This window comes from Rhodococcus sp. TAF43, assembly GCF_052113525.1.
GTDB lineage: Bacteria > Actinomycetota > Actinomycetes > Mycobacteriales > Mycobacteriaceae > Prescottella.
Window position 1 is genome coordinate 144434 of record NZ_JBFRDL010000006.1, and the last position, 20259, is coordinate 164692.

21 protein-coding genes are annotated in these 20259 nt (G+C 68.4%); 13 read left to right on the forward strand and 8 right to left on the reverse strand.

From position 1 onward, the window contains the following. Window positions 1-23 precede the first annotated feature (23 nt). Genes AB4Z09_RS06510 through AB4Z09_RS06520 form a run of 3 tightly spaced genes read right to left on the reverse strand, consistent with a single transcriptional unit; the run spans window position 24 to window position 2394 of the window. Window positions 24-617: a PH domain-containing protein gene (locus AB4Z09_RS06510; protein ID WP_114721887.1), complete on the reverse strand. Its 594-nt coding sequence runs from the start codon at window positions 615-617 to the stop codon at window positions 24-26. Between the two features lie 46 nt (window positions 618-663). Next, window positions 664-1776, reverse strand: a complete 1113-nt coding sequence (locus AB4Z09_RS06515; protein WP_174912018.1) for an AI-2E family transporter — start codon at window positions 1774-1776, stop codon at window positions 664-666. Between the two features lie 42 nt (window positions 1777-1818). Further along, window positions 1819-2394 (reverse strand): HdeD family acid-resistance protein, encoded by a 576-nt coding sequence (locus AB4Z09_RS06520; RefSeq protein ID WP_174914886.1) that lies wholly within the window; start codon window positions 2392-2394, stop codon window positions 1819-1821. 233 nt (window positions 2395-2627) lie between these two features. Here AB4Z09_RS06520 and AB4Z09_RS06525 point away from each other — a divergent pair, with 233 nt between their 5' ends. Further along, window positions 2628-3047, forward strand: a complete 420-nt coding sequence (locus tag AB4Z09_RS06525) for a DUF7144 family membrane protein (RefSeq protein WP_114721884.1) — start codon at window positions 2628-2630, stop codon at window positions 3045-3047. A 3-nt stretch (window positions 3048-3050) separates the two neighbouring features. Here the strand turns inward: AB4Z09_RS06525 and AB4Z09_RS06530 are convergent, their stop codons facing one another. Next, entirely contained in the window at window positions 3051-3884 is an 834-nt protein-coding gene (locus tag AB4Z09_RS06530) for a biotin--[acetyl-CoA-carboxylase] ligase (protein ID WP_114721883.1), read from the reverse strand. 140 nt (window positions 3885-4024) lie between these two features. On the opposite strand from AB4Z09_RS06530, the gene AB4Z09_RS06535 reads away from it, so the two are divergent. From AB4Z09_RS06535 to AB4Z09_RS06545, 3 genes are read left to right on the forward strand one after another with little or no spacing between them, the layout of a single operon-like run. Beyond that, the gene (locus tag AB4Z09_RS06535; RefSeq protein WP_114721882.1) at window positions 4025-5665 is read left to right on the forward strand and encodes an acyl-CoA carboxylase subunit beta; all 1641 of its coding nucleotides are present in this window, start codon (window positions 4025-4027) and stop codon (window positions 5663-5665) included. Next, window positions 5662-6000, forward strand: a complete 339-nt coding sequence (locus AB4Z09_RS06540; RefSeq protein ID WP_174912020.1) for an acyl-CoA carboxylase subunit epsilon — start codon at window positions 5662-5664, stop codon at window positions 5998-6000. Before AB4Z09_RS06535 ends, AB4Z09_RS06540 begins: the two co-directional genes overlap by 4 nt. A 16-nt stretch (window positions 6001-6016) precedes the next feature. After that, complete coding sequence (locus AB4Z09_RS06545; protein ID WP_174912023.1) at window positions 6017-6661, forward strand: Maf family protein; 645 nt, start codon at window positions 6017-6019, stop codon at window positions 6659-6661. A gap of 7 nt (window positions 6662-6668) precedes the next feature. Here the strand turns inward: AB4Z09_RS06545 and AB4Z09_RS06550 are convergent, their stop codons facing one another. Further along, entirely contained in the window at window positions 6669-7055 is a 387-nt protein-coding gene (locus AB4Z09_RS06550; RefSeq protein WP_174912026.1) for a group III truncated hemoglobin, read from the reverse strand. 128 nt (window positions 7056-7183) lie between these two features. On the opposite strand from AB4Z09_RS06550, the gene AB4Z09_RS06555 reads away from it, so the two are divergent. From AB4Z09_RS06555 to AB4Z09_RS06585, 7 genes are all read left to right on the forward strand, one after another. After that, on the forward strand, window positions 7184-8095 hold the full coding sequence (locus AB4Z09_RS06555) for a sulfurtransferase (RefSeq protein ID WP_114721878.1): 912 nt from the start codon (window positions 7184-7186) through the stop codon (window positions 8093-8095). Continuing rightward, window positions 8092-8505 carry a SufE family protein gene (locus AB4Z09_RS06560; RefSeq protein ID WP_174912029.1) on the forward strand — a complete coding sequence of 138 codons (414 nt, stop codon included), beginning with the start codon at window positions 8092-8094 and terminating at the stop codon, window positions 8503-8505. The genes AB4Z09_RS06555 and AB4Z09_RS06560 overlap by 4 nt, the downstream gene beginning before the upstream one ends. A gap of 82 nt (window positions 8506-8587) precedes the next feature. After that, complete coding sequence (locus tag AB4Z09_RS06565) at window positions 8588-10069, forward strand: condensation domain-containing protein (RefSeq protein ID WP_254622605.1); 1482 nt, start codon at window positions 8588-8590, stop codon at window positions 10067-10069. Window positions 10070-10227: 158 nt separating this feature from the next. Beyond that, a complete protein-coding gene (locus AB4Z09_RS06570; RefSeq protein ID WP_114721876.1) occupies window positions 10228-12018 on the forward strand; it encodes an acetyl/propionyl/methylcrotonyl-CoA carboxylase subunit alpha in 1791 nt (596 codons plus the stop codon). Window positions 12019-12101: 83 nt separating this feature from the next. Further along, a complete protein-coding gene (locus AB4Z09_RS06575; protein WP_174912032.1) occupies window positions 12102-12494 on the forward strand; it encodes a DUF1707 SHOCT-like domain-containing protein in 393 nt (130 codons plus the stop codon). Beyond that, a complete protein-coding gene (locus tag AB4Z09_RS06580) occupies window positions 12494-12835 on the forward strand; it encodes a hypothetical protein (protein WP_174912034.1) in 342 nt (113 codons plus the stop codon). Before AB4Z09_RS06575 ends, AB4Z09_RS06580 begins: the two co-directional genes overlap by 1 nt. 7 nt (window positions 12836-12842) lie before the next feature. Continuing rightward, window positions 12843-13196, forward strand: coding sequence for a VanZ family protein (locus AB4Z09_RS06585; protein WP_397484705.1), 354 nt, complete (start codon window positions 12843-12845; stop codon window positions 13194-13196). 3 nt (window positions 13197-13199) lie between these two features. Here the strand turns inward: AB4Z09_RS06585 and AB4Z09_RS06590 are convergent, their stop codons facing one another. The 3 genes from AB4Z09_RS06590 to lat form a co-directional block, all read right to left on the reverse strand. After that, the gene (locus tag AB4Z09_RS06590; protein WP_114721873.1) at window positions 13200-14015 is read right to left on the reverse strand and encodes a tyrosine-protein phosphatase; all 816 of its coding nucleotides are present in this window, start codon (window positions 14013-14015) and stop codon (window positions 13200-13202) included. Between the two features lie 79 nt (window positions 14016-14094). Further along, a complete protein-coding gene (locus AB4Z09_RS06595; RefSeq protein ID WP_174912037.1) occupies window positions 14095-15678 on the reverse strand; it encodes an MBL fold metallo-hydrolase in 1584 nt (527 codons plus the stop codon). Between the two features lie 116 nt (window positions 15679-15794). Continuing rightward, window positions 15795-17126, reverse strand: coding sequence for an L-lysine 6-transaminase (gene lat / locus AB4Z09_RS06600; RefSeq protein ID WP_174912040.1), 1332 nt, complete (start codon window positions 17124-17126; stop codon window positions 15795-15797). A gap of 65 nt (window positions 17127-17191) precedes the next feature. Between lat and hglS the strand changes: the two genes are divergently transcribed. Further along, a complete protein-coding gene (hglS, locus tag AB4Z09_RS06605; protein WP_114721870.1) occupies window positions 17192-18445 on the forward strand; it encodes a 2-oxoadipate dioxygenase/decarboxylase in 1254 nt (417 codons plus the stop codon). Continuing rightward, window positions 18442-19983 carry an L-piperidine-6-carboxylate dehydrogenase gene (amaB, locus tag AB4Z09_RS06610; protein WP_442239388.1) on the forward strand — a complete coding sequence of 514 codons (1542 nt, stop codon included), beginning with the start codon at window positions 18442-18444 and terminating at the stop codon, window positions 19981-19983. The genes hglS and amaB overlap by 4 nt, the downstream gene beginning before the upstream one ends. Window positions 19984-20259 lie beyond the last annotated feature (276 nt).

The following is a 20259-nucleotide window of genomic DNA, read 5'->3' on the forward strand; positions in this document are numbered from 1 at the left end:
TCGGTTTCGCCGGCGCGGTTCCATTACCAGCCTTTCCGGAAATTCCGGCCGTCGTCTCCGGAGTCGTCCGGCGCCCGTCCCGGCCCCGGGTGACGGTCGTCCCGGTACTCGTCCCGATGCATGGACGTCGAATCGAATACCTGGTGGTACAGCCGCGAATGCACCTTCTGCACCTCCGGAATGTCGTCGAATTCGAGCGGATCGTCGGACGACGAGACGATGACGAGGGTTCCGGTCCGCAGCATTCGGTCGACCAGGCCGTGACGGAACTGCACGTTGCTGATTCGGTTCATCGGGATGTCGATTCCGGTGTGGGTCATCACGCCGTGCCGAATCATCACCCGGCGGTCGGTGACGATGAAGTGCGTCGAGTTCCACCGCAGCACCGGGACGAGAACGCGCCATCCGACGACGGCGAGCCACACCGCGGCGATCACGAGGAGCACCACGGTCACCGCGCCGCCACTCAGCTGCGACTGTGCGATCCCCGCCGCGAAGCCCGCGATCGCGGTGACCAGGATGAAGATCAGTGCCGGGGCGACGAGCATCTTCCAGTGCGGATGCCGGTGCAGCACCAGCTCCTCGTCCGCCGCCAGCGCGTCCTGCGGATAACCCATGCGAAGAGTGTGCCAGGTCGGGCGGGCCGACAGGACGTCCGACGGTTCACGGACTCCGGGGTTCCTCCGGTGGCGGCCGCTCGACCTCCCGCGCGCCCTTGATGAACACATCGGCCCAGCGCGTCGACGGGTCGATGTCGATGAAGAACGCCTTCACCAGCAGCGACATCGGAATCGCCAGCAGCGCGCCGAGCGGGCCGAGCACCCACCCCCAGAACACGAGGGCGAGGAACGTGGTCGTCACCGACAGCCCGACGGCGTCGCCGACGAACTTGGGCTGGATCACCGATTGGATGACGACGTTGATGACGCTGTAGGCGATGATCACGATGATCGCGAGTTTCGGTCCGCCCTGGAGCAGACCGAGCAGTGCGGGCGGAATCAGTCCCAGCACGAACCCGATGTTCGGGATGTAGTTCGTGATGAACGACAGCAGCGCCCACAGGATGGGGAGCGGAATGCCGAGCCACCACAACGCGAGGCCGTCGATCACCGCGACGATCAACCCGAACACTGTCGACACGATGAGATAGCTGCGGGTTCCCGAAGCGAACGTTTCGATGGCATAAGCGATTTCGGGCCGGTACCGGGCGACGACGGCCAGCCGATCGTGCATCGACATACCGTCGAACGCCATGAACAGCAGCAGCGCGAGGATGAAGAACAGGTTCGAGAACACGCCCAGCAGGCCCGAGACGAGGGCCTCCGCGTAGCCGACCGCCTTACCGAAGTCGATGCCCGACAGCGCGTTCTGGATCTGGTCCGATCCGATGCCGTGCTGTTCCAACTGCTGCTCGACCTGGTCGAGCAGCTGCTGTGCGTCGTCGGAGTACTGCGGGAGGAGCGTCGCGAGCTGCGCGACCGAGATCGCGAGCGCTCCCACGAGACCGAGCAGGATCGCGTACACCGCGACCAGGGCGCCGAGCATCCCGATCCAGCGTGGCCAGCCCCGATGGCGCACCCACTCCTGAATGGGCTGGACGCCGACCGTCAGCATCAGTGCGAGGAACACCGGGCCCAGCACGCCGGAGAAGGCCTTCATCCCGGTCACGGCGACGACGCCGGCGGCGATGGCGAGGAGAACGATCAGGCCGCGTGGGATCGCCCAGTCCGAGCGGTTCGTCGGAGCGGGCGGTTGCCGATCGTTCCTGCGTGCCATCCGACCTCCGCTCGCGGCGAGGACCGGTTCGGTCCTGGCGGATCAGCTCGTACGTCGTGCGAGGAACGCCGCGGCGACCACGATGATGCCGTACAGGATCATCCAGACGCCGACGACGATCACGAAGACCCCGAGCGAGAGCTCGGGCTGGAGCAGCACGATTGCGCCGGCCACCACGCTGATGATGCCCAACACGATGCCCACCGCGCGGTTGCCTGGGACCTCCGACGCTCCGGCAACGATGTCGAGGACACCGCGGAACACCCACCATGCACCGATGACGAGCGCGATGATCACGAGCGTCTGCAGCGGACTGCGGAGAACGAGGAAGCCCAGCAGGACCGCGAGAGCACCCGACAGGCCGGTCAGGGTGCGCGCCGCGGTCGGGGCGCCGACCTCGGCGAAGGACCGCACGATCTGGATGATGCCGAACGCGAAGACCTGGATCGCGATGAGGACGGCCGCCACCACCAGGGTCGCGTCGGGCCAGACCAGCATCGCAATTCCGAGGCCGAGCGTGAGCAGACCGAATACGACGGTCAGTCCGGTGAGAAACCGCCGAGCAGTTTCAAATTGCCCGGAATCACCGACCCAGACTTCGTCCGATCCCGCCGACATGCCTTGTTGACCATTCATCGTTTTCCCTCCGCGTCACGCGAATCGTGGATGAGCGTCAAAGTAGCAGCAATTCACACGATTGCCAGCGATGAACGACTTTGTGGTTCCGACTGCGATTCTGCGCGGTTTCACCCGCAGCGGGTGAGGTTCCCCGCAGAATTCGGTACGACACTCCTGCTGATGGAGTGGCTTCTCCAGCGATGTCTTCTCGACCGATCGAAAGGGGAACTGCGATGACGGATCGCACACCGACGACCCACAGTTCGGGCGGCGCCAAACAGGGATTCGCTGCGGGAGCGTCGATCGCCGCCGCGATCATTCTCATGACAGTCGGAATCCTGCAGATCTTCCAGGGAATCTCTGCACTCGCGGACGACAACTTCTTCGTCGTCGGCCCCGAGTACGTCTATCAGTTCGACCTCACCACGTGGGGTTGGATCCACCTGATCCTCGGCATCGTCGTGGTCCTCGTCGGACTGGGACTGCTGACCGGTGCGACGTGGTCGAGGGTGACCGCCATCATCATCGCGGCACTGTCGATCATCGCGAATTTCCTGTGGATCCCGTGGTACCCGATGTGGTCGATCCTGATCATCGCGCTCGACATCGTGGTGATCTGGGCCGTGTCCACGTGGGACACCGAGCGCGCCTGACGCTCACACCGATCGCAGATGGGTGATGTCGCCGGCCGACACCGCGACCGGCGACTCACCGTCTGCCTCGATCACGATTCGTCCTTCGACGTCGACGTCGGTCGCGATCCCGACCAGTTCCCGATCGCCGGGAAGCTCGGCGCGCACCAGCCGTCCGAGCGTTCCGCACCGCTGCCGGTACGCCGCCGCGAGGTCCTCCACTCGCCACCCGACGGACTGCCACTCCCGCCAGCGTCGCGCCAACTCCCGGAGCACCGCCCGCACCAGGATGTCGCGGTCGGTGACGGCAGCCTCCTCCAGCAGCAGCGAGGTCGCGGTCGGCACCGGCAACTCGTCCTCGGTCAGACTCACGTTCAACCCGATCCCGATGACCACCGTCGGCACCGGTGCCGTGGCGGCAACTTCCGCGAGAATGCCGGCAACCTTCTTCCCGCCGATGAGAACGTCGTTGGGCCACTTGAGTTCCGCATCGACCTCCGCGATGGTGCGCAACGCGTCGACCACCGCGATCCCGGAGAGCAGCGGAAGCCATCCGATGTCGGAGAGGTCCATGCCCGGCATGTCGAGCACCGCCGACACGGTGATCAGCGCCCGGGGTGCGCTCACCCACGGTCGCGAGTGCCGGCCCCGGCCGCCCGACTGGTACTCCGCGACGAGAACGCTGCGTGCGTAGTGGGCGTCCCGCGGCCGGGCCAGCAGATCGGCGTTGGTGGAACCGGTCTCGGCCACCACGTCGACCCGCGCCCAGAACGCATCCGGGTCACCCCCGGCGTCACGAACGAGCGCGCGCCGAAGCGCGTCGGCGTTCAGCGGGGGTCGGGTGAGATCGGTCCACATGTCTCCAGCCATTCGACCAGCCTAGAATGCGCCCGGGGACACGGTTGGAATGTGACTCGTCAGTAGCTTAGGTTGAATAATTCAACGCAACCAGACCTCACTCGACGGAGGCCTCGGAGACCTGGTTAAGCTCACATCCCATGACCAGTGTGCAGGAGCCAGCCGCGGCGGAGGCGGCGAATACCCCGGATATTCACACGACGGCGGGAAAGCTCGCTGACCTGCGGAACCGCCAGGCGCAGGCAATGCAGCCGATGGGTGAGGCCGCAGTCGAGAAGGTCCATGCGAAGGGCAAGCTGACGGCGCGCGAGCGCATCACCGCGCTCCTGGACGAGGGCTCGTTCGTCGAGCTCGACGCCCTGGCCCGCCACCGCAGCACCAACTTCGGCCTCGCCGACAACCGCCCCGTCGGCGACGGCGTCGTCACGGGCTACGGCACCATCGACGGCCGCGACGTCTGCGTCTTCAGCCAGGACGCCACCGTGTTCGGCGGCAGCCTCGGCGAGATCTACGGTGAGAAGATCGTCAAGGTCATGGACCTCGCGATCAGGACCGGCCGCCCGTTGATCGGCATCAACGAGGGCGCCGGCGCGCGTATCCAGGAGGGCGTCGTCTCGCTCGGCCTGTACGGCGAGATCTTCCACCGCAATGTCCAGGCGTCCGGCGTCATCCCGCAGATCTCCCTGATCATGGGCCCGGCGGCCGGCGGCCACGTCTACTCCCCCGCGCTGACCGACTTCGTGGTGATGGTCGACGAGACCAGCCAGATGTTCGTCACCGGCCCCGACGTCATCAAGACCGTGACCGGTGAGGACGTCACCATGGAGGACCTGGGCGGCGCCCGGACCCACATGGTCAAGTCCGGTGTCGCGCACTACGTCGCCTCCGGCGAGCAGGACGCCCTCGACTACGTCAAGGACCTGCTGTCCTACCTGCCGAGCAACAATCAGGCCGCGACCCCGCGCCTGGCACCGTCCGACCCGATCGACGGCTCCATCGAGGACTCGCTCACCCCCGAGGACCTCGAGCTGGACACGATCATCCCGGACTCGGCGAACCAGCCGTACGACATGCACGAGGTCATCCGTCGCCTGCTCGACGACGACGAGTTCCTCGAGGTGCAGGCCGAGCGCGCCGCGAACGTCATCGTCGGCTTCGGTCGCGTCGACGGCCGCAGCGTCGGCATCGTCGCCAACCAGCCCATGCAGTTCGCGGGCTGCCTGGACATCGACGCATCCGAGAAGGCCGCGCGYTTCGTCCGTACCTGCGACGCGTTCAACGTCCCGATCATCACCCTGGTCGACGTCCCGGGCTTCCTGCCCGGCACCGAGCAGGAGTACAACGGCATCATCCGCCGCGGCGCGAAGCTGCTGTACGCGTACGGTGAGGCCACGGTCGGCAAGATCACCGTCATCACCCGCAAGGCGTACGGCGGCGCGTACGACGTCATGGGCTCCAAGCACATGGGCGCAGACGTCAACCTGGCGTGGCCGACCGCACAGATCGCGGTCATGGGCGCGTCCGGCGCCGTCGGCTTCGTCTACCGCAAGCAGCTGCTCGAGGCCGCCAAGAACGGTGAGGACGTCGACGCACTGCGCCTGAAGCTGCAGGCCGAGTACGAGGACACCCTGGTGAACCCGTACGTCGCGGCCGAGCGCGGCTACGTCGACGCGGTCATTCCTCCGTCGCACACCCGCGGACAGATCGTCTCCGCTCTGCGCCTGCTGGAGCGCAAGATGGTTTCACTTCCGCCCAAGAAGCATGGGAACATCCCCCTATGACAGCGACCACCCGGGAAGAAGTACTCGCCGACGCCGAGCTGCTGGACGCGTCCTCGCTCGAAGGAGCCGCGTTGGCTGAAGCTGTCGCAGGTCTGGAGCCCGACGTCGCAGCGGGGTCGCAGGGTCCCGTGATCACGATCGTCAAGGGCAACCCGACGGATCAGGACATCGCGGCACTCGTCGCGGTCCTGTCCGCGGCAGCTGCTTCGGCCGGCGACGCCGTGTCCGATCAGCGGCCGCCCGAGACGTGGGGTGCACCGACCCGCATGCACCGGGTTCGCGCGCCGTTCTCGCCGTACTCGTTCGGCAACCCGGTCGCGCCGCGTCCGTTCTGATCGAACGGCTCACGCAGTGACCCATCTGGTTCTCGCCTCGGCGTCCCCGGCACGGCTGTCCGTGCTGCGGGGCGCCGGGGTCGAGCCGACCGTCCGAGTGTCCGGTGTGGACGAGGACGCCATCATCGACCGTCTGGGCCCGTCCGCGGCTCCCGAACTGGTCGTCACCACGCTCGCCGAGGCCAAGGCCCGCGACGTGATTCCCGCCCTGGTCGCCGACGGCATCACCGATGCCGTCGTGATCGGGTGCGATTCCATGCTTCTCATCGACGGTGAACTGCAGGGCAAACCGCACACCGTCGACGTCGCGCGCCGACGCTGGCAGTCGATGGCGGGCCGCAGCGCAACCCTGTTGACCGGGCACAGCGTCCTGCGGATCGCCGACGGCGCGATCATCGCCGACGCGGCCGATCACAGTGGCACCGTCGTGCACTTCGCGAACCCGTCGGCCGAGGATCTCGAGGCGTATCTCGCGACCGGTGAACCTCTGACGGTGGCCGGCGCCTTCACCCTCGACAGTCTCGGCGGCTGGTTCGTCGAACGACTCGAGGGCGATCCGTCGAGCGTCATCGGGATCGGCCTGCCGCTGGTCCGGCGACTCCTGTCCGACGTCGGCGTCTCGATCGCCGAACTGTGGGCTGCGAACGCGCTGGTGCGCTAGCCCCAGCTCATTTCCACCCTCGCTGCAGGGACCCTGCCATCGCCCGCGCCTTCGCCTTGGCCCGCTCGGCGTCCGGCCCCGCGAACTGCTCGTCCACCGCTGCGCACCACAACTCCAGCCAGCGCTCCATCCGTTCGCCCGCGAGCCCGTGCTGACGGTTCAAAGCCTCGTGCACGGCAGTGAAGCTGCCCTGGTAGCGCGTGGTGCGGAACAGGATCTGTTCCCAGAAGTCGCCGACCACGGGTAGGTGTTCGTCGAGTCCGACAACTGCGAGCGTCTCGAACGCGGGAGCGAGCACGGGGTCCACGAGTGCGCGCTGGTAGAACGCGCGCAACAGGCGATCGACGTCGGCACGGGTGGCCAGATCGCCAGAGGGGTCGGCGGGACTCGTCACGGGGCCCGACGGTACCCGTCGGTAGCGCCGAACCGGCCGGGGCGATATCGCCCACCCTGTGAATCGGGCCACCACCTAGAATTGGTGACGGACAACCCTCCACCCTCGTCAGCCTCAGGAGCCCACCCGTGCCCGTCGCGCCCGACCCCAATCCCGCGTTCGCTGCGTATACCCATCCGGAGCGACTCGTCTCGACCGAGTGGCTGTCCGTCAACCTGGGCGCCCCCGGTGTGAAGGTGGTGGAGTCGGACGAGGACGTCCTGCTGTACGACATCGGCCACATCCCCGGCGCGGTCAAGATCGACTGGCACCTGGACCTCAACGATCCGGTCACCCGCGACTACATCGACGGTGAGGCGTTCGCCGACCTGATGAGCCGCAAGGGCATCGAACGCGACGACACCGTGATCATCTACGGCGACAAGAGCAACTGGTGGGCGGCGTACGCGCTGTGGGTGTTCACGCTGTTCGGCCACGAGGACGTCCGCCTGCTCGACGGCGGCCGTGGCGCGTGGCTGTCGGAGAACCGGGACACCACGCTCGACGTGCCGATGCCGGCGCCCACGCAGTACCCGGTGGTCGAGCGCGACGACTCCTCGATCCGGGCGTTCAAGGACGACGTGCTCGCGCACCTCGGGGCGGGCCCGCTGGTCGACGTGCGGTCCCCGCAGGAGTACACGGGCGAGCGCACCCACATGCCGGACTACCCGGAGGAGGGTGCGCTGCGCGGCGGTCACATCCCGACCGCGATCTCGATCCCGTGGGCGCGGGCCGCGGCGCCGGACGGGCGTTTCCGCAGCCGCCCGGAGCTCGAGGAGATCTACGCCGATTTCTCGCACGACGACGACGTCGTCGCGTACTGCCGCATCGGTGAGCGGTCGAGCCACACGTGGTTCGTCCTCACCCACCTGCTCGGGTTCCCGAGCGTCCGCAACTACGACGGCTCGTGGACCGAGTGGGGCAACGTCGTGCGCGTGCCGATCGTCAAGGGTGACGAGCCGGGTGTCGTGCCGGGTTCGCCCGCGGAAGTGGCGTCGTGAGCCTGCCCGAGAGCCTCACCGAGATCGTCGACGACTTCGCGGCGGTCGACGGGCAGGACAAGCTGCAGTTGCTGCTCGAGTTCAGTCGCGAGCTGGCACCGCTGCCCGCCGAGCTCGAACAGGGCGCGATGGAGCCGGTGCCGGAGTGCCAGTCGCCGCTGTTCCTGTTCGTCGACAGCGCGGACAGGGAGAAGGTGCGGCTGTACTTCAGCGCTCCCGCCGAGGCCCCGACGACGCGGGGCTTCGCGTCGATCCTGCACCAGGGGCTCGACGGGCACAGCGCCGCAACGATTCTCGCGGTTCCCGACGACTTCTACTCGGATCTCGGCCTGGCCGACGCTGTCAGCCCCCTGCGGCTGCGCGGCATGAGCGCGATGCTCGCACGGATCAAGCGGCACCTCCGCAACTGATCGCGTGCACTTCGCGTAACACCTGACACATCACCCGAAACAGCAATGCACCGGGGAGCGACCCTCCCCGACAACCTCGACTGTGACGATCTTCACCGCCGCCACCGCGGCGGAACAAGAGACTGGATTCTCCACGATGGAATTCACCGAGCTCGCGGACTACGCGATCTCCCCCGGCATGCTCACCGAGTGGTTACCCGAAGCGGGACCCGGGTGGGTGGAGGACGGCCGTCCCGCCTCCTACATCCACGAGGCGCACCTGCGCCGGACCGCGGACAGCACCCACGACGACGGCCGCGAGTCCTGGCTCGGCACCGCCTTCCGCCTGCCCGAGCCGCTCGATCACGACGCCTTCCGCACCGCGGTCCGCGCATGGATCGCGCGGCACGAGCCGCTGCGGAGCCACGCGGAGCTGCTGTCCGACGGCCGGATCCGCAGGTACACGATCGACGCGGACCAGATCGATCTCAACGAGGTCCGTCACGAGTACGAGTTCGACGCCGACACGGTCTTCGAGCGCGTGCACGACCTGTTCGACGAGCTCACCTCGCCGCACCGCTGGCCTGCCTACCTGTTCGTCACGCTCGAGCACTCCGACCCCGAGCCGGGGTGCACGGTGTTCTTCGCCGCGGACCACTCGCTGATCGACGGACTGTCGGTGGTGCTGGTCGCGCACGAGATCAGCCGCCTGTACACCGAGGCGCTGACGGGCAGCCCGTCCGATCTGGTTCCCGCCGGCAGCTACATCGATTTCGGCGCCGAGGAGCGTGCCTCCGCTGCAACGATCGATCACCGGCACCCCGCCGTCGAGTGCTGGCGGACGGCGTTCGTGCGCAGCAAGGGCCGGCTGTCGGATTTCCCACTCGACTTGGGTCCGCGGCCGGAGAATCGGGTCGCGCAGCGCGCGGTCTCGGAGTGGGTGCTCGATGCCCGTCAAGCCGCGGCGTTCAACACGGTGTGCCACCGCGCCGGTCAGAACTTCTTCGCCGGCGTCCTTGCGTGCCTGGCCCAGGCCAGTACCGAACTGACCGGCAACACGGTGTTCCGGACCGTAACCCCGGTGCACACACGCAATGATCCGCACTGGGCGACGTCGCTCGGCTGGTTCGTGGGCCTGTCCCCCATCGAGTTCGACATCGCCGGCGCCGAGGACTTCGCGGAGTCCGCCGCGCGTGCTGCTGCCGCGGTGTCGCTGACGAAGTCGGCGGCGAAGGTGCCCTTCGCCCGCGTGGAGGAGATCCTCGCGACGCCGATCCGGCCCCGATTCGTCGTGTCGTACATGGATGTCCGCTTCGTCCCGATGGCGCAGCAGTGGCCCGAGGTGCAGGCCCGGGCTCTGCGCAGCCGCCACTACACACACGACGTGTACGTCTGGGTGAATCGAACGCCGCACGGCGTCAACGTGTCCGCCCGGTTTCCGGGAACGCCGGCCGCCACGGAAGCGGTCATGCTCTTCCTGGCGCGGGCCCGGCGGGCCCTGCTGGAGGTGGTTCCGACCGAGGAACCGGCTCGCACCGTCGCACCGGCGGTCGCCGCGGGTATCCACACCACTACTGGTCAGTAGGGTTGCGGCGACGACCACAGCCCTTAATGTGTAAGCGCTATCCGGTTACATCGTCTATCGGATTGGTGCCTACACTCCGATGAGATGCCAACAGATACCTGCCGGTGATGCTCACGGGTGAACCGCGGGGACAGACCATGCGAAACACAGGAGGCTCAGTGCCCAGTCATGCCAGCGCGCACATCACGAAGGTGCTCGTCGCCAACCGCGGCGAGATCGCTGTGCGGGTCATCCGAGCCGCGAAGGACGCCGGATACGGCAGCGTCGCTGTCTACGCGGAGCCCGATGCGGATGCACAGTTCGTGAAGCTCGCCGACGAGGCGTTCGCCCTCGGTGGCCAGACCTCGGCCGAGTCCTACCTGGTGTTCGACAAGATCCTCGACGCGGCCAAGAAGTCCGGCGCCGACGCGATCCACCCCGGCTACGGCTTCCTGTCCGAGAACGCCGACTTCGCGCAGGCCGTCATCGACGCGGGCCTGATCTGGATCGGCCCCTCGCCGCAGTCCATCCGCGACCTCGGTGACAAGGTCACCGCCCGCCACATCGCCGAGCGCGCCAAGGCTCCGATGGCCGCCGGCACCAAGGACCCGGTCAAGAACGCCGACGAGGTCGTCGAGTTCGCCAAGCAGTACGGCGTCCCGGTCGCGATCAAGGCCGCCTTCGGTGGCGGTGGCCGCGGCATGAAGGTCGCCCAGACCATCGAAGAGATCCCGGAGCTGTTCGAGTCCGCTACCCGTGAGGCCATCGCCGCCTTCGGTCGCGGCGAGTGCTTCGTCGAGCAGTACCTGGACAAGGCCCGCCACGTCGAGGCCCAGGTCATCGCCGACCAGCACGGCAACGTCGTCGTCGCCGGCACCCGCGACTGCTCGCTGCAGCGCCGCTTCCAGAAGCTCGTCGAGGAGGCCCCCGCGCCGTTCCTGACGGACGACCAGCGCGCGCGCATCCACGCATCCGCGAAGGCCATCTGCAAGGAGGCCGGCTACTACGGCGCCGGCACGGTCGAGTACCTGGTGCAGGGCGACACCGTCTCCTTCCTCGAGGTCAACACCCGCCTGCAGGTGGAGCACCCCGTCACCGAGGAGACCGCGGGCATCGACCTGGTGCGTCAGCAGTTCCGCATCGCCAACGGTGAAGAGCTGGAGATCAAGGAGGATCCGACTCCGCGCGGCCACTCCTTCGAGTTCCGCATCAACGGCGAGGACGCCGGCCGCGGCTTCATGCCCGCTCCCGGCCCCATCTCGGTCTACAAGGAGCCGTCGGGCCCCGGCGTGCGCGTCGACTCGGGTGTCGTCCAGGGCGACGTCATCGGCGGCCAGTTCGACTCGATGCTCGCCAAGCTGATCGTCACCGGCGAGAACCGCGAGCAGGCACTGCAGCGCGCCGCTCGTGCGCTCGCCGAGTTCGAGGTCGACGGTCTCGCGACCGTCATCCCGTTCCACCGCCACATCGTCGAGAACCCGGCCTTCGTCGGTGACGGCGAGAGCTTCGAGGTCTACACCAAGTGGATCGAGACCGAGTGGGACAACACCATCGAGCCGTTCACCGGTTCCGGTGCTGCTGCCGACGAGGAGGAGAACCTCCCCCGTCAGTCGGTCGTCGTYGAGGTCGGCGGCCGCCGCGTCGAGGTCTCGCTGCCCGGTCAGTTCTCGATCGGCACCGGTGGCGCTCCCGCGGGTGCCATCCGCAAGAAGCCGAAGGCGCGCAAGCGTGGCGGTGCCGGCGCGGGTGCAGCGTCCGGTGACGCCGTGACCGCCCCGATGCAGGGCACCGTCGTCAAGGTCGCCGTCGAGGAGGGCCAGGAGGTCGCCGAGGGCGATCTGATCGTGGTGCTCGAGGCCATGAAGATGGAGAACCCGGTCACCGCCCACAAGGCCGGTGTCGTGACGGGTCTGTCGGTCGAGGCCGGCGCCGCCATCACCCAGGGAACGGTCCTCGCCGAGCTGAAGTGATGCTTCGGTAGGAACACACTGCTCCACCCTGTGCGCGCCTGGCGGATCTCGGATCCGCAAGGCGCGCACAGTAGTATCCAGGCATGGCCGACGTCCCCGATATCCGAATCGGCACCGCCGAACGCGAGCAGGCGCTCGACGCGCTCACCCGGCACTTCAGCGACGGGCGGCTCACGGTCACCGAGTTCGACGAGCGCAGCGGCCGGATCGCGGCTGCCACCACGCGCGGCCAGCTCGACACCGTGTTCTCGGACCTGCCTGCCCTCACGGCATCCGCGCCCGCGACCGCGCCCGAGCCGTCCGGCGACTCCGACGACACCCCGGGATGGCGCAACAGCGTCATGGCGGTGATCCCGTTCGTGGCCCTCGCGCTGTTCTTCCTCGTGCCGATGGACAACAGCTGGTTGTTCTTCCTGCTGATCCCCGCGACGGCCGCGATTCTGTTCGGCGGCAAGAAGGGACGCGGCGGCTGCTGATGGAACCGATCGAGATCAATGCCGGATCCTGGTACCTGCGCGCGCTGCGGGCCGACGAGCGGGTCGACGACCGTCCGGCGCTGCGCGACGGCGGCATCGCCGATCCCGGCTACGTCGCCGAGCGGTCCCGCCAGTGGGCCGCCGACGAGCACTATTCCTGGGCCGTGTGTGAACCGACGACGGGCGAACTGCTCGCCGAGGTGGGTGTGGCCCCCTCCGGGGACGCCGGCGTCCTGAGCGGCTGGGCACGGCCCGGCCACGACGACGTGCTCGCCACCGCGACCGACGCGGTCCGACGATTCGCCGAGGGCGCCCTCGGGCTGACCCTCACCGAGCGCTGAGGGCCCCGTGTTCGACAAGCTCGACCGGCGTCACGTGCCGCTCGCGATCGCGACGGTCGTGGTTCTCGTGATGCTGTTCTCCCCCGGCTCCACGGTTCCGAGCGGACCGGAGAACAGCGACAAGGTCACTCACGCCCTGATGTTCACGGCGCTGGCGCTCACATCGCGGTACGCCCGCATCGGCGTCGCGTGGACCGCGGCGTGGCTGCTGGCGTTCGCGGCCGTGTCGGAGGTGCTGCAGGGGCTGCTGCCGATCCAGCGCAGCGGATCGGTGTGGGACGCGGCCGCGGACGCCGTGGGCATCGCGCTCGGTCTGGTACTGGCCCGGGTGTTCGCCCGGCCGTTGCGGATACCCGTCTGACCGTCAGCCTTCGACGAGGTGCTTGCGGATGGTCTCCTGTCCGTCCTTGTCGATACCGAGACCGTCGGCGAAGTAGCCCTCGATCGTGCCGAAGGATTCCCGCATCTGCTTCAGCGCCGCGTCGAGGTACTCGGACCGCACGCCGAGCACCTGCTTCAGGAGTTCCGGATCCCCGCCCGCGACGGTGAACTTGTCGAACACCGACGCGAACGCGGGCAGCAGCTGCGTGTTGGTGAGCAGGTAGTCGTGGTAGACGTCGTCCTCGTCGACGCCCAGCAGAAGGAGCAGCGACGCGGTGGCCCAGCCGGTGCGGTCCTTGCCGGTCGTGCAGTGCACGAGGGCCGGGAGGGCGTCCGGGGCGGCGAGGTCGGTGAACATGCCCCGGTACGACGCGATCGCGCTCGGCAGCGTGACGAAGTCGCGGTAGCTCCCGAGGAAGTAGTCGACGGCCTTGTTCTCGCCGAGCATCGTCACCGCGATCGACGGATCGGCCAGCACGGCCTGCATCTGCGCGGGCACGGAGCGGTAGGCCTTGTCGGCCAGGACGTCGAGTGCCACCTCGCGCGCCGACGCGGGCAGTCGGTCTGGTGCGGCTTCACGCTCGGAGTGCGTGCGCAGGTCGAACACGGTGACCAGGCCCAGGTCCGCGAGACGCGGTGCGTCGTCAACGGTGATCTTGCTCAGGTCGGTCGACCGGTAGAAGCGCCCGAAGCGAACCGAGCCGCCGTCACTCGTCCGGTAGCCGCCGATGTCGCGCAGGTTCGGGACGGACAGGATGGGGATGCTCGCGCCGGGCTTCGCGCCGGGGATTGACGTCATACGCCCACGGTAAACGACACCGCCGGCCGGGGCTCTCTCGAGCCTCGGCCGGCGGATTCGTGTCGTGCGGGGCGGGCGGTCAGCCCAGCTTCGTCGACCGCAGCTCGTGCCCCTTCGAGGTCTTGCAGCGCCCGGTCTCGAGGTCCCACTGCCAGCCGTGCAGGTTGCACGTCAGGTTGGAGCCCTCGACGACGCCGAACTTGCTCAGGTCGGCCTTGAGGTGCGGGCAGCGGCGCTGGATCTCGTAGCCGCCCACCTCGATCGAGGCGGTGTCGTCGTGGGCCTCGGAGAACCAGCCGTCGGCGTACGCGATCCGCTCGTCGGTCAGGCACTTGAAGAACGTGTAGAGGAACTCGTTGTAGCCGCCGACGCGCCACGCCTCGAAGCGGGTGGACAGGAAGATCGTGTTGACCCAGTCGGGCTCGTCGTCGCGCAGCACCGTGCGCACCAACTCGGGCGCGATGCGGAAGCCGTAGCGGTACTTGCCGTCACCTGCCTGCGGCGCGCGGACCGTGCGGTTCGGGAAGTCGAGGACGACGGTCTCGTCCCCGATCTCGAGGCCGACGGGGTAGCCGATCCCGTCGCAGATCAGATCGGACTGCGCCATGATCGGCTCGAACTTGGCCTTGAGCGGACCCAGCAGCGGCTCACCCTCGGCGGGCGCCCACGCGGCCTTCTCCGCGGCGATGACCGGCGCCATGCGCTGGGCCATGTCCTCGATGTAGGCGGCCTTGTCGGTGAAGATCTTGTCGACGTCGGCGTCCGGGATCGGGTGCGCCAGCGTCGCCTTCTCGCCGTGGATGTCCACGGTGGATCCGGGGATCATCAGCAGGCCGCCGTCGTTGCCGTGGATGCGCATCTGTTCGAGGAACACGATCTGGTCGGGGAAGATGTTGCCCTCGTCGCCGTGGTCGTCATTGAGCGAACGCAGCGCGTCGTCCAGGAACACCGGCGGACCGGCGGACGGCACGACCCACGTGGCGCCGACCTGCTCGATGTAACTGCGGCAACGGTCCATGCCACGCTGACGCTTCTGCTTGCCGAAGTTGCGCTTGGTGCCGGCCGGGATGTCGTAGACCATCGGGTACCAGATGGCGCCCGAGTACTGCAGCAGGTGGATGTCGATCTTGCCGAATGCCTCGAGCATCGGATCCATGTCGACCGGGCGCGCGTCGTTCATGTTGAAGCACACGGTCTCGCCGTCGGAGACGACCAGGCCGGAGTCACCGATCGGGCCGTCGGCCGGGGCGCGCAGCGCGATGATCATGACGTCGAGTTCGCCCGCCTGGAGCGGAGCCTGCGGAGCGACCTTGATGCCGGCTGCGCTCACGCGGTGCTTGACGGAGTCCTGCGTCTCGAAGAACTTCGTGAACCCCAGCTTGCGGAGTTCACGCTCGAGATCCGGCACCGGGTAGTCCGGGAGCAGCACCGTCGCGTCCTTGTTGACGTGCTTGGTGAGCGTCTCCGGATCGAAGTGATCCTTGTGCAGGTGCGAGACGTACAGGTAGTCGACGTCGCCGAGGGCTTCCCAGTCCAGGCCGGTGTTGTCGGGGAACGGGAACCACGACGCGAAGTACGCGGGGTTCACCCACGGGTCGCAGAGAATCGACCCCGCTTCGGTCTGGATGTGGAATCCGGCGTGTCCGACGCTGGTGATCTGCACTCGTCTGCCTCCTCGATAGACCTCGACAATCGTAACGAGACCACGCACCGGACCCGCCCGGCGCACCGTCGATGTGGGACGAAACACCTGGATGGGGGTCTCAGGACCCTACGGAGTCAGCGGACGAGGACCCGGTCGAGCGCGTCGAGGGCGGCGTCGAGTTCGGCGATCGTCACGGTCAGCGGCGGCCGGAACCGGATGCCGCGCTCGCCGGTCGCGAGGAACAGCACGTGTTCGCGCTCGCGCAACTCGGTCACCACCCGATCCCGGTACTCGGGCGACGGCAGCGTGATCGCGCACATCAGGCCGCGCCCCCGCGGCTCGGTCACGGCGTCGTACCGGGCGGCCAGCACCTCGAGTCGCCGCAGCAGGTGCGCGCCGCACAGTCGGGCGCGGTCGATCAGCCGGTCCTCCTCGATCACCTCGAGGATGCGCCGGGCGCGGACCATGTCGGTGAGGTTGCCGCCCCACGTCGAGTTGATCCGCGAACTGACCTCGAAGACGTTGTCGTGGACCTCGTCGACGCGGCCGCCGGCCATGATCCCGCACACCTGGGTCTTCTTCCCGAACGCGACCACGTCCGGGGTGACACCCATCTGCTGGAACGCCCACGCGGTGCCGGTGAGCCCGCAGCCCGTCTGGACCTCGTCGAAGATCAGCAGCGCGTCGCGTTCGAGGCACAACTCGTGCATGCGGTGGAAGAATTCGGGCCGGAAGTGGTGGTCGCCGCCCTCCCCCTGGATCGGCTCGGCGATGAAGCACGCGATGTCGTGCGGGTGTTCGGCGAAGGCGCGACGCGCCTGCGCGAGCGAAACTTCCTCGGCCTGTTCCGGGTCTCGTCCGTCCGCGAGGTACGGCGCGTCGATGCGCGGCCATCCGAACTTGGGGAACCGCGCGATCTTGGTGGGGTCGGTGTTGGTGAGCGAGAGCGTGTAGCCGCTGCGGCCGTGGAACGCCTCCGTCAGATGCAGCACCTGTGTCCCGAGCGAGGGGTCGAGCCCGCGAGTCTCGTTGAGTCGGCTCTTCCAGTCGAACGCGACCTTGAGCGCGTTCTCGACGGCGAGGGTGCCGCCGTCGACGAAGAACAGGTGCGGCAGCGCCGGGTCGCCGAGCACGCGCGCGAACGTGTCGACGAACCGCGCCATCGGGACGGTGTAGACGTCGGAGTTGCTGGGCTTGTTGATCGCCGCCGTCACGAGTTCGTGGCGGAACTGTTCGTCGTCGGCGAGCGCGTGGTGGTTCATGCCGAGCGCCGACGACGCGAAGAACCCGAACATGTCCAGATACGTCGTGCCGTCGCGGAGGTCGACGACGTGCGCGCCGCGGGACGTCTCGAGATCCAGGACGAGGTCGAACCCGTCCGCGAGCATGTGCGCGCGCAGGACGTCGTGAACGCGCGCGGCCGGCAGGTCCGAGTCACCGGCCGCGGGGCGGACCGCGGTGCTCATACGGAAAGGCTACGTCAGCGTTCCGGGTCACGGAGGGCTGTCGGGACTCGTACGATCGAGGTGCGATGGCCGAAATCCACGAACTACGGTCGAGATTCGCTGCGGCGCTGTCTCGCACGTACGGCCGCGAGGTGCCGGCCTACACGACCCTGGTGGAGGTCACCGGACAGGTCAATGCGGACTTCCTGGCCGCTCATCCGGATTCGGCCGAGCGGCTCGGCAGCATCGCGCGGGTGACGGCGGAGCGCCACGGCGCGATCCGGGTCGGCACCGCGGCCGAGATGCACGACGTCGCAGTCCTGTTCGCCGGATTCGGCATGTATCCGGTGGGGTTCTACGACCTGAGGGAGGCCACTCCCCCGGTTCCGGTGGTGTCGACCGCGTTCCGCCCGATCGACCCCGAGGAACTGGCCCGGAACCCGTTCCGGGTGTTCACGTCGATGCTCACCACCGCGGACCGACGGTTCTTCGACGCCGATCTGCAGCGGCGGCTCGACGGCTTCCTGGACAGGCGGCGACTGTTCCCGGACGTGCTGCTCTCGCTCGCCCGCCGCGCGGCCGACGACGGCGGACTGGACGAGTCGCAGGCGCAGCGGTTCGTCAAGCTGGCCACCGGGGTGTTCGAGTTGTCGGGCGAGCCGGTCGACCGCGGCTGGTACCGGGAACTCGAGCAGGTCTCCGCGGTGGCCGCCGACATCGGGGGCGTGACCAGTACCCACATCAACCACCTCACGCCGCGGGTCCTCGACATCGACGACCTCTATGCGCGGATGTCGGCGCGCGGCATCGCGATGATCGACCGGATCCAGGGCCCGCCGCGGTGGGACGGACCGGCGGTGCTGCTCCGGCAGACGTCGTTCCGCGCGCTGGCCGAGCCGCGCCGCTTCCTCGACTCCGACGGCTCGATCACCGACGGCGAGCTGCGGGTGCGGTTCGGCGAGGTCGAGGCGCGCGGGATCGCGCTCACCCCGGCGGGACGGACGCTGTACGACGAACTGCTGGGTGCGGATCCGTTCAACGAGAACCGTTTGTGGGACAAGCGGTTCCCACGGTCCGAGGACGACCTCGAGCAGCGCGGCATGGCCTACTTCACCTACCACGACGGGGTTCGCGCACCGATCGTCTACGAGGACTTCCTGCCGAAGTCCGCGGCGGGGATCTTCCGATCCAACCTCGACACGGACACCCGCGCGACGGCCGGGGAGTCCGGCGTCGGCTACGACCGCGATGCGCTGGCGGCGGCGATCGACCGCGAGGTGCACGACCCGTACGAGCTGTATCGGCGACAACAGCAACGCTCAGGAGGGACCGGATCATGACGCTTCCCGGCACCGGCACGTTGGCGGACCGCGCGATCGTCGCGCTCGGGCGTTGCGGCGCCACACTTCCCGAGATCGCCGGCGATGCCGGTCCCGCGCCGCTCACGGCACACACCCCGATCGACGGCTCGGTGCTCGCGTTCGTGCATCCCAGCACCTCCGCCGTCGTCGACGCGGCGGTCGGTCGCGCCCACGACGCGTTCGCGACGTGGCGGACGGTGCCCGCACCCCGGCGCGGCGCCGTGGTCCGCCGGCTCGGGGAGTTGCTCACCGAGCACAAGAGTGATCTGGCCGAGCTGGTGACGCTCGAGGCGGGCAAGATCCGCTCGGAGGCGCTCGGCGAGGTGCAGGAGATGATCGACGTCTGCGAGTTCGCGGTCGGCCTGTCGCGGCAGCTGTACGGCCGCACGATGGCGTCGGAGCGCCCCGGACATCGGCTGTCGGAATCGTGGCACCCGCTCGGTGTGGTGGCGGTGATCTCGGCGTTCAACTTCCCTGTCGCGGTGTGGTCGTGGAACACCGCGCTCGCGCTGGTGTGCGGCGATCCGGTCGTCTGGAAACCGTCGGAGCGCACACCGCTCACCGCGATGGCGTGCGATGCGCTGCTGCGCCGGGCCGCGTCCGAGACCGGCGCCCCCGACGGCCTGCACCATGTGGTGCTCGGGACGGCGGTGGTCGGCGAGCAACTCGTCGACGACCCGTGCGTGGCACTTGTCAGCGCCACCGGATCGGTGCGGATGGGACGGGCCGTGGCGCCGCGGGTGGCGGCCCGCTTCGGACGGTGCCTCCTCGAACTCGGCGGCAACAACGCGGCGGTGGTGACGCCGTCCGCCGACCTAAATCTGACGGTGCGCGCCGTCGTGTTCGCGGCCGCCGGTACCGCCGGCCAGCGGTGCACGACGCTGCGCCGGTTGATCGTGCACCGGTCGATCGTGAACGAGGTGACGAACCGGATCGCCGACGCGTACCGGCAGTTGACGGTAGGTAATCCGTTCGACGACGGGGTGCTGGTGGGTCCGCTGATCTCGGGTGCCGCGTTCCACTCGATGCACGCGGCACTGGACACCGCGCGTGCCGACGGCGGTGTCGTGGTGACCGGTGGCGAGCGAGTCGGCGGCGGTGGCTCGTTCTACGTCACGCCCGCGTTGGTCCGCATGCCGTCGCAGACCGCGATGGTGCGCGCCGAGACGTTCGCCCCGATCCTGTACGTCCTGCCCTACGACACGTTCGACGAGGCGATCGAGCTGCACAACGGTGTCCCGCAGGGGTTGTCGTCCGCCGTCTTCACCACCGACCAGCGTGAGGCCGAACGATTCCTGGCCGCGGACGGCTCCGACTGCGGCATCGCGAACGTCAACATCGGCACCTCGGGCGCCGAGATCGGCGGCGCGTTCGGCGGCGAGAAGGAGACCGGCGGCGGACGCGAGTCCGGTTCGGACGCCTGGAAGTCGTATATGCGCCGCGTCACCAACACCGTCAACTACTCCGATGAACTCCCCCTCGCCCAGGGGGTGAAATTCGGGCCGGATCCCTCCTGAACTACGCCCGCACCCTGTTGGCCGTATGAGGTGTGTCACACACACTACGGTGACGATCGGACAGGTGTCCGGTCGGGCGAATTCCGCAGAGGGGCCGACGGGGTCGTGGCGGTCGGCTTCCGGGACGACTGACGCAGGGGGACGCTGTGACCACCAGCAGGCTCGCATCGCGGCCGAGATTCTTCGTACGCGCGCGTTCCCGCCGAGCGCTCGCGGTCGCCGCTGCCGCCGCCATCAGGCGGCGAGCCGGGGCCCGGACGCCGAGATCCCTGTTCC

Coding starts and splice junctions, on each gene's coding strand:
- AB4Z09_RS06510 (WP_114721887.1), bottom strand. CDS start 617: ATGGGTTATCCGCAGGACGCGCTGGCGGCGGACGAGGAGCTGGTGCTG.
- AB4Z09_RS06515 (WP_174912018.1), bottom strand. CDS start 1,776: ATGGCACGCAGGAACGATCGGCAACCGCCCGCTCCGACGAACCGCTCG.
- AB4Z09_RS06520 (WP_174914886.1), bottom strand. CDS start 2,394: ATGTCGGCGGGATCGGACGAAGTCTGGGTCGGTGATTCCGGGCAATTT.
- AB4Z09_RS06525 (WP_114721884.1), top strand. CDS start 2,628: ATGACGGATCGCACACCGACGACCCACAGTTCGGGCGGCGCCAAACAG.
- AB4Z09_RS06530 (WP_114721883.1), bottom strand. CDS start 3,884: ATGTGGACCGATCTCACCCGACCCCCGCTGAACGCCGACGCGCTTCGG.
- AB4Z09_RS06540 (WP_174912020.1), top strand. CDS start 5,662: ATGACAGCGACCACCCGGGAAGAAGTACTCGCCGACGCCGAGCTGCTG.
- AB4Z09_RS06575 (WP_174912032.1), top strand. CDS start 12,102: ATGGCCGACGTCCCCGATATCCGAATCGGCACCGCCGAACGCGAGCAG.
- AB4Z09_RS06580 (WP_174912034.1), top strand. CDS start 12,494: ATGGAACCGATCGAGATCAATGCCGGATCCTGGTACCTGCGCGCGCTG.
- AB4Z09_RS06590 (WP_114721873.1), bottom strand. CDS start 14,015: ATGACGTCAATCCCCGGCGCGAAGCCCGGCGCGAGCATCCCCATCCTG.
- lat (WP_174912040.1), bottom strand. CDS start 17,126: ATGAGCACCGCGGTCCGCCCCGCGGCCGGTGACTCGGACCTGCCGGCC.
- hglS (WP_114721870.1), top strand. CDS start 17,192: ATGGCCGAAATCCACGAACTACGGTCGAGATTCGCTGCGGCGCTGTCT.
- amaB (WP_442239388.1), top strand. CDS start 18,442: ATGACGCTTCCCGGCACCGGCACGTTGGCGGACCGCGCGATCGTCGCG.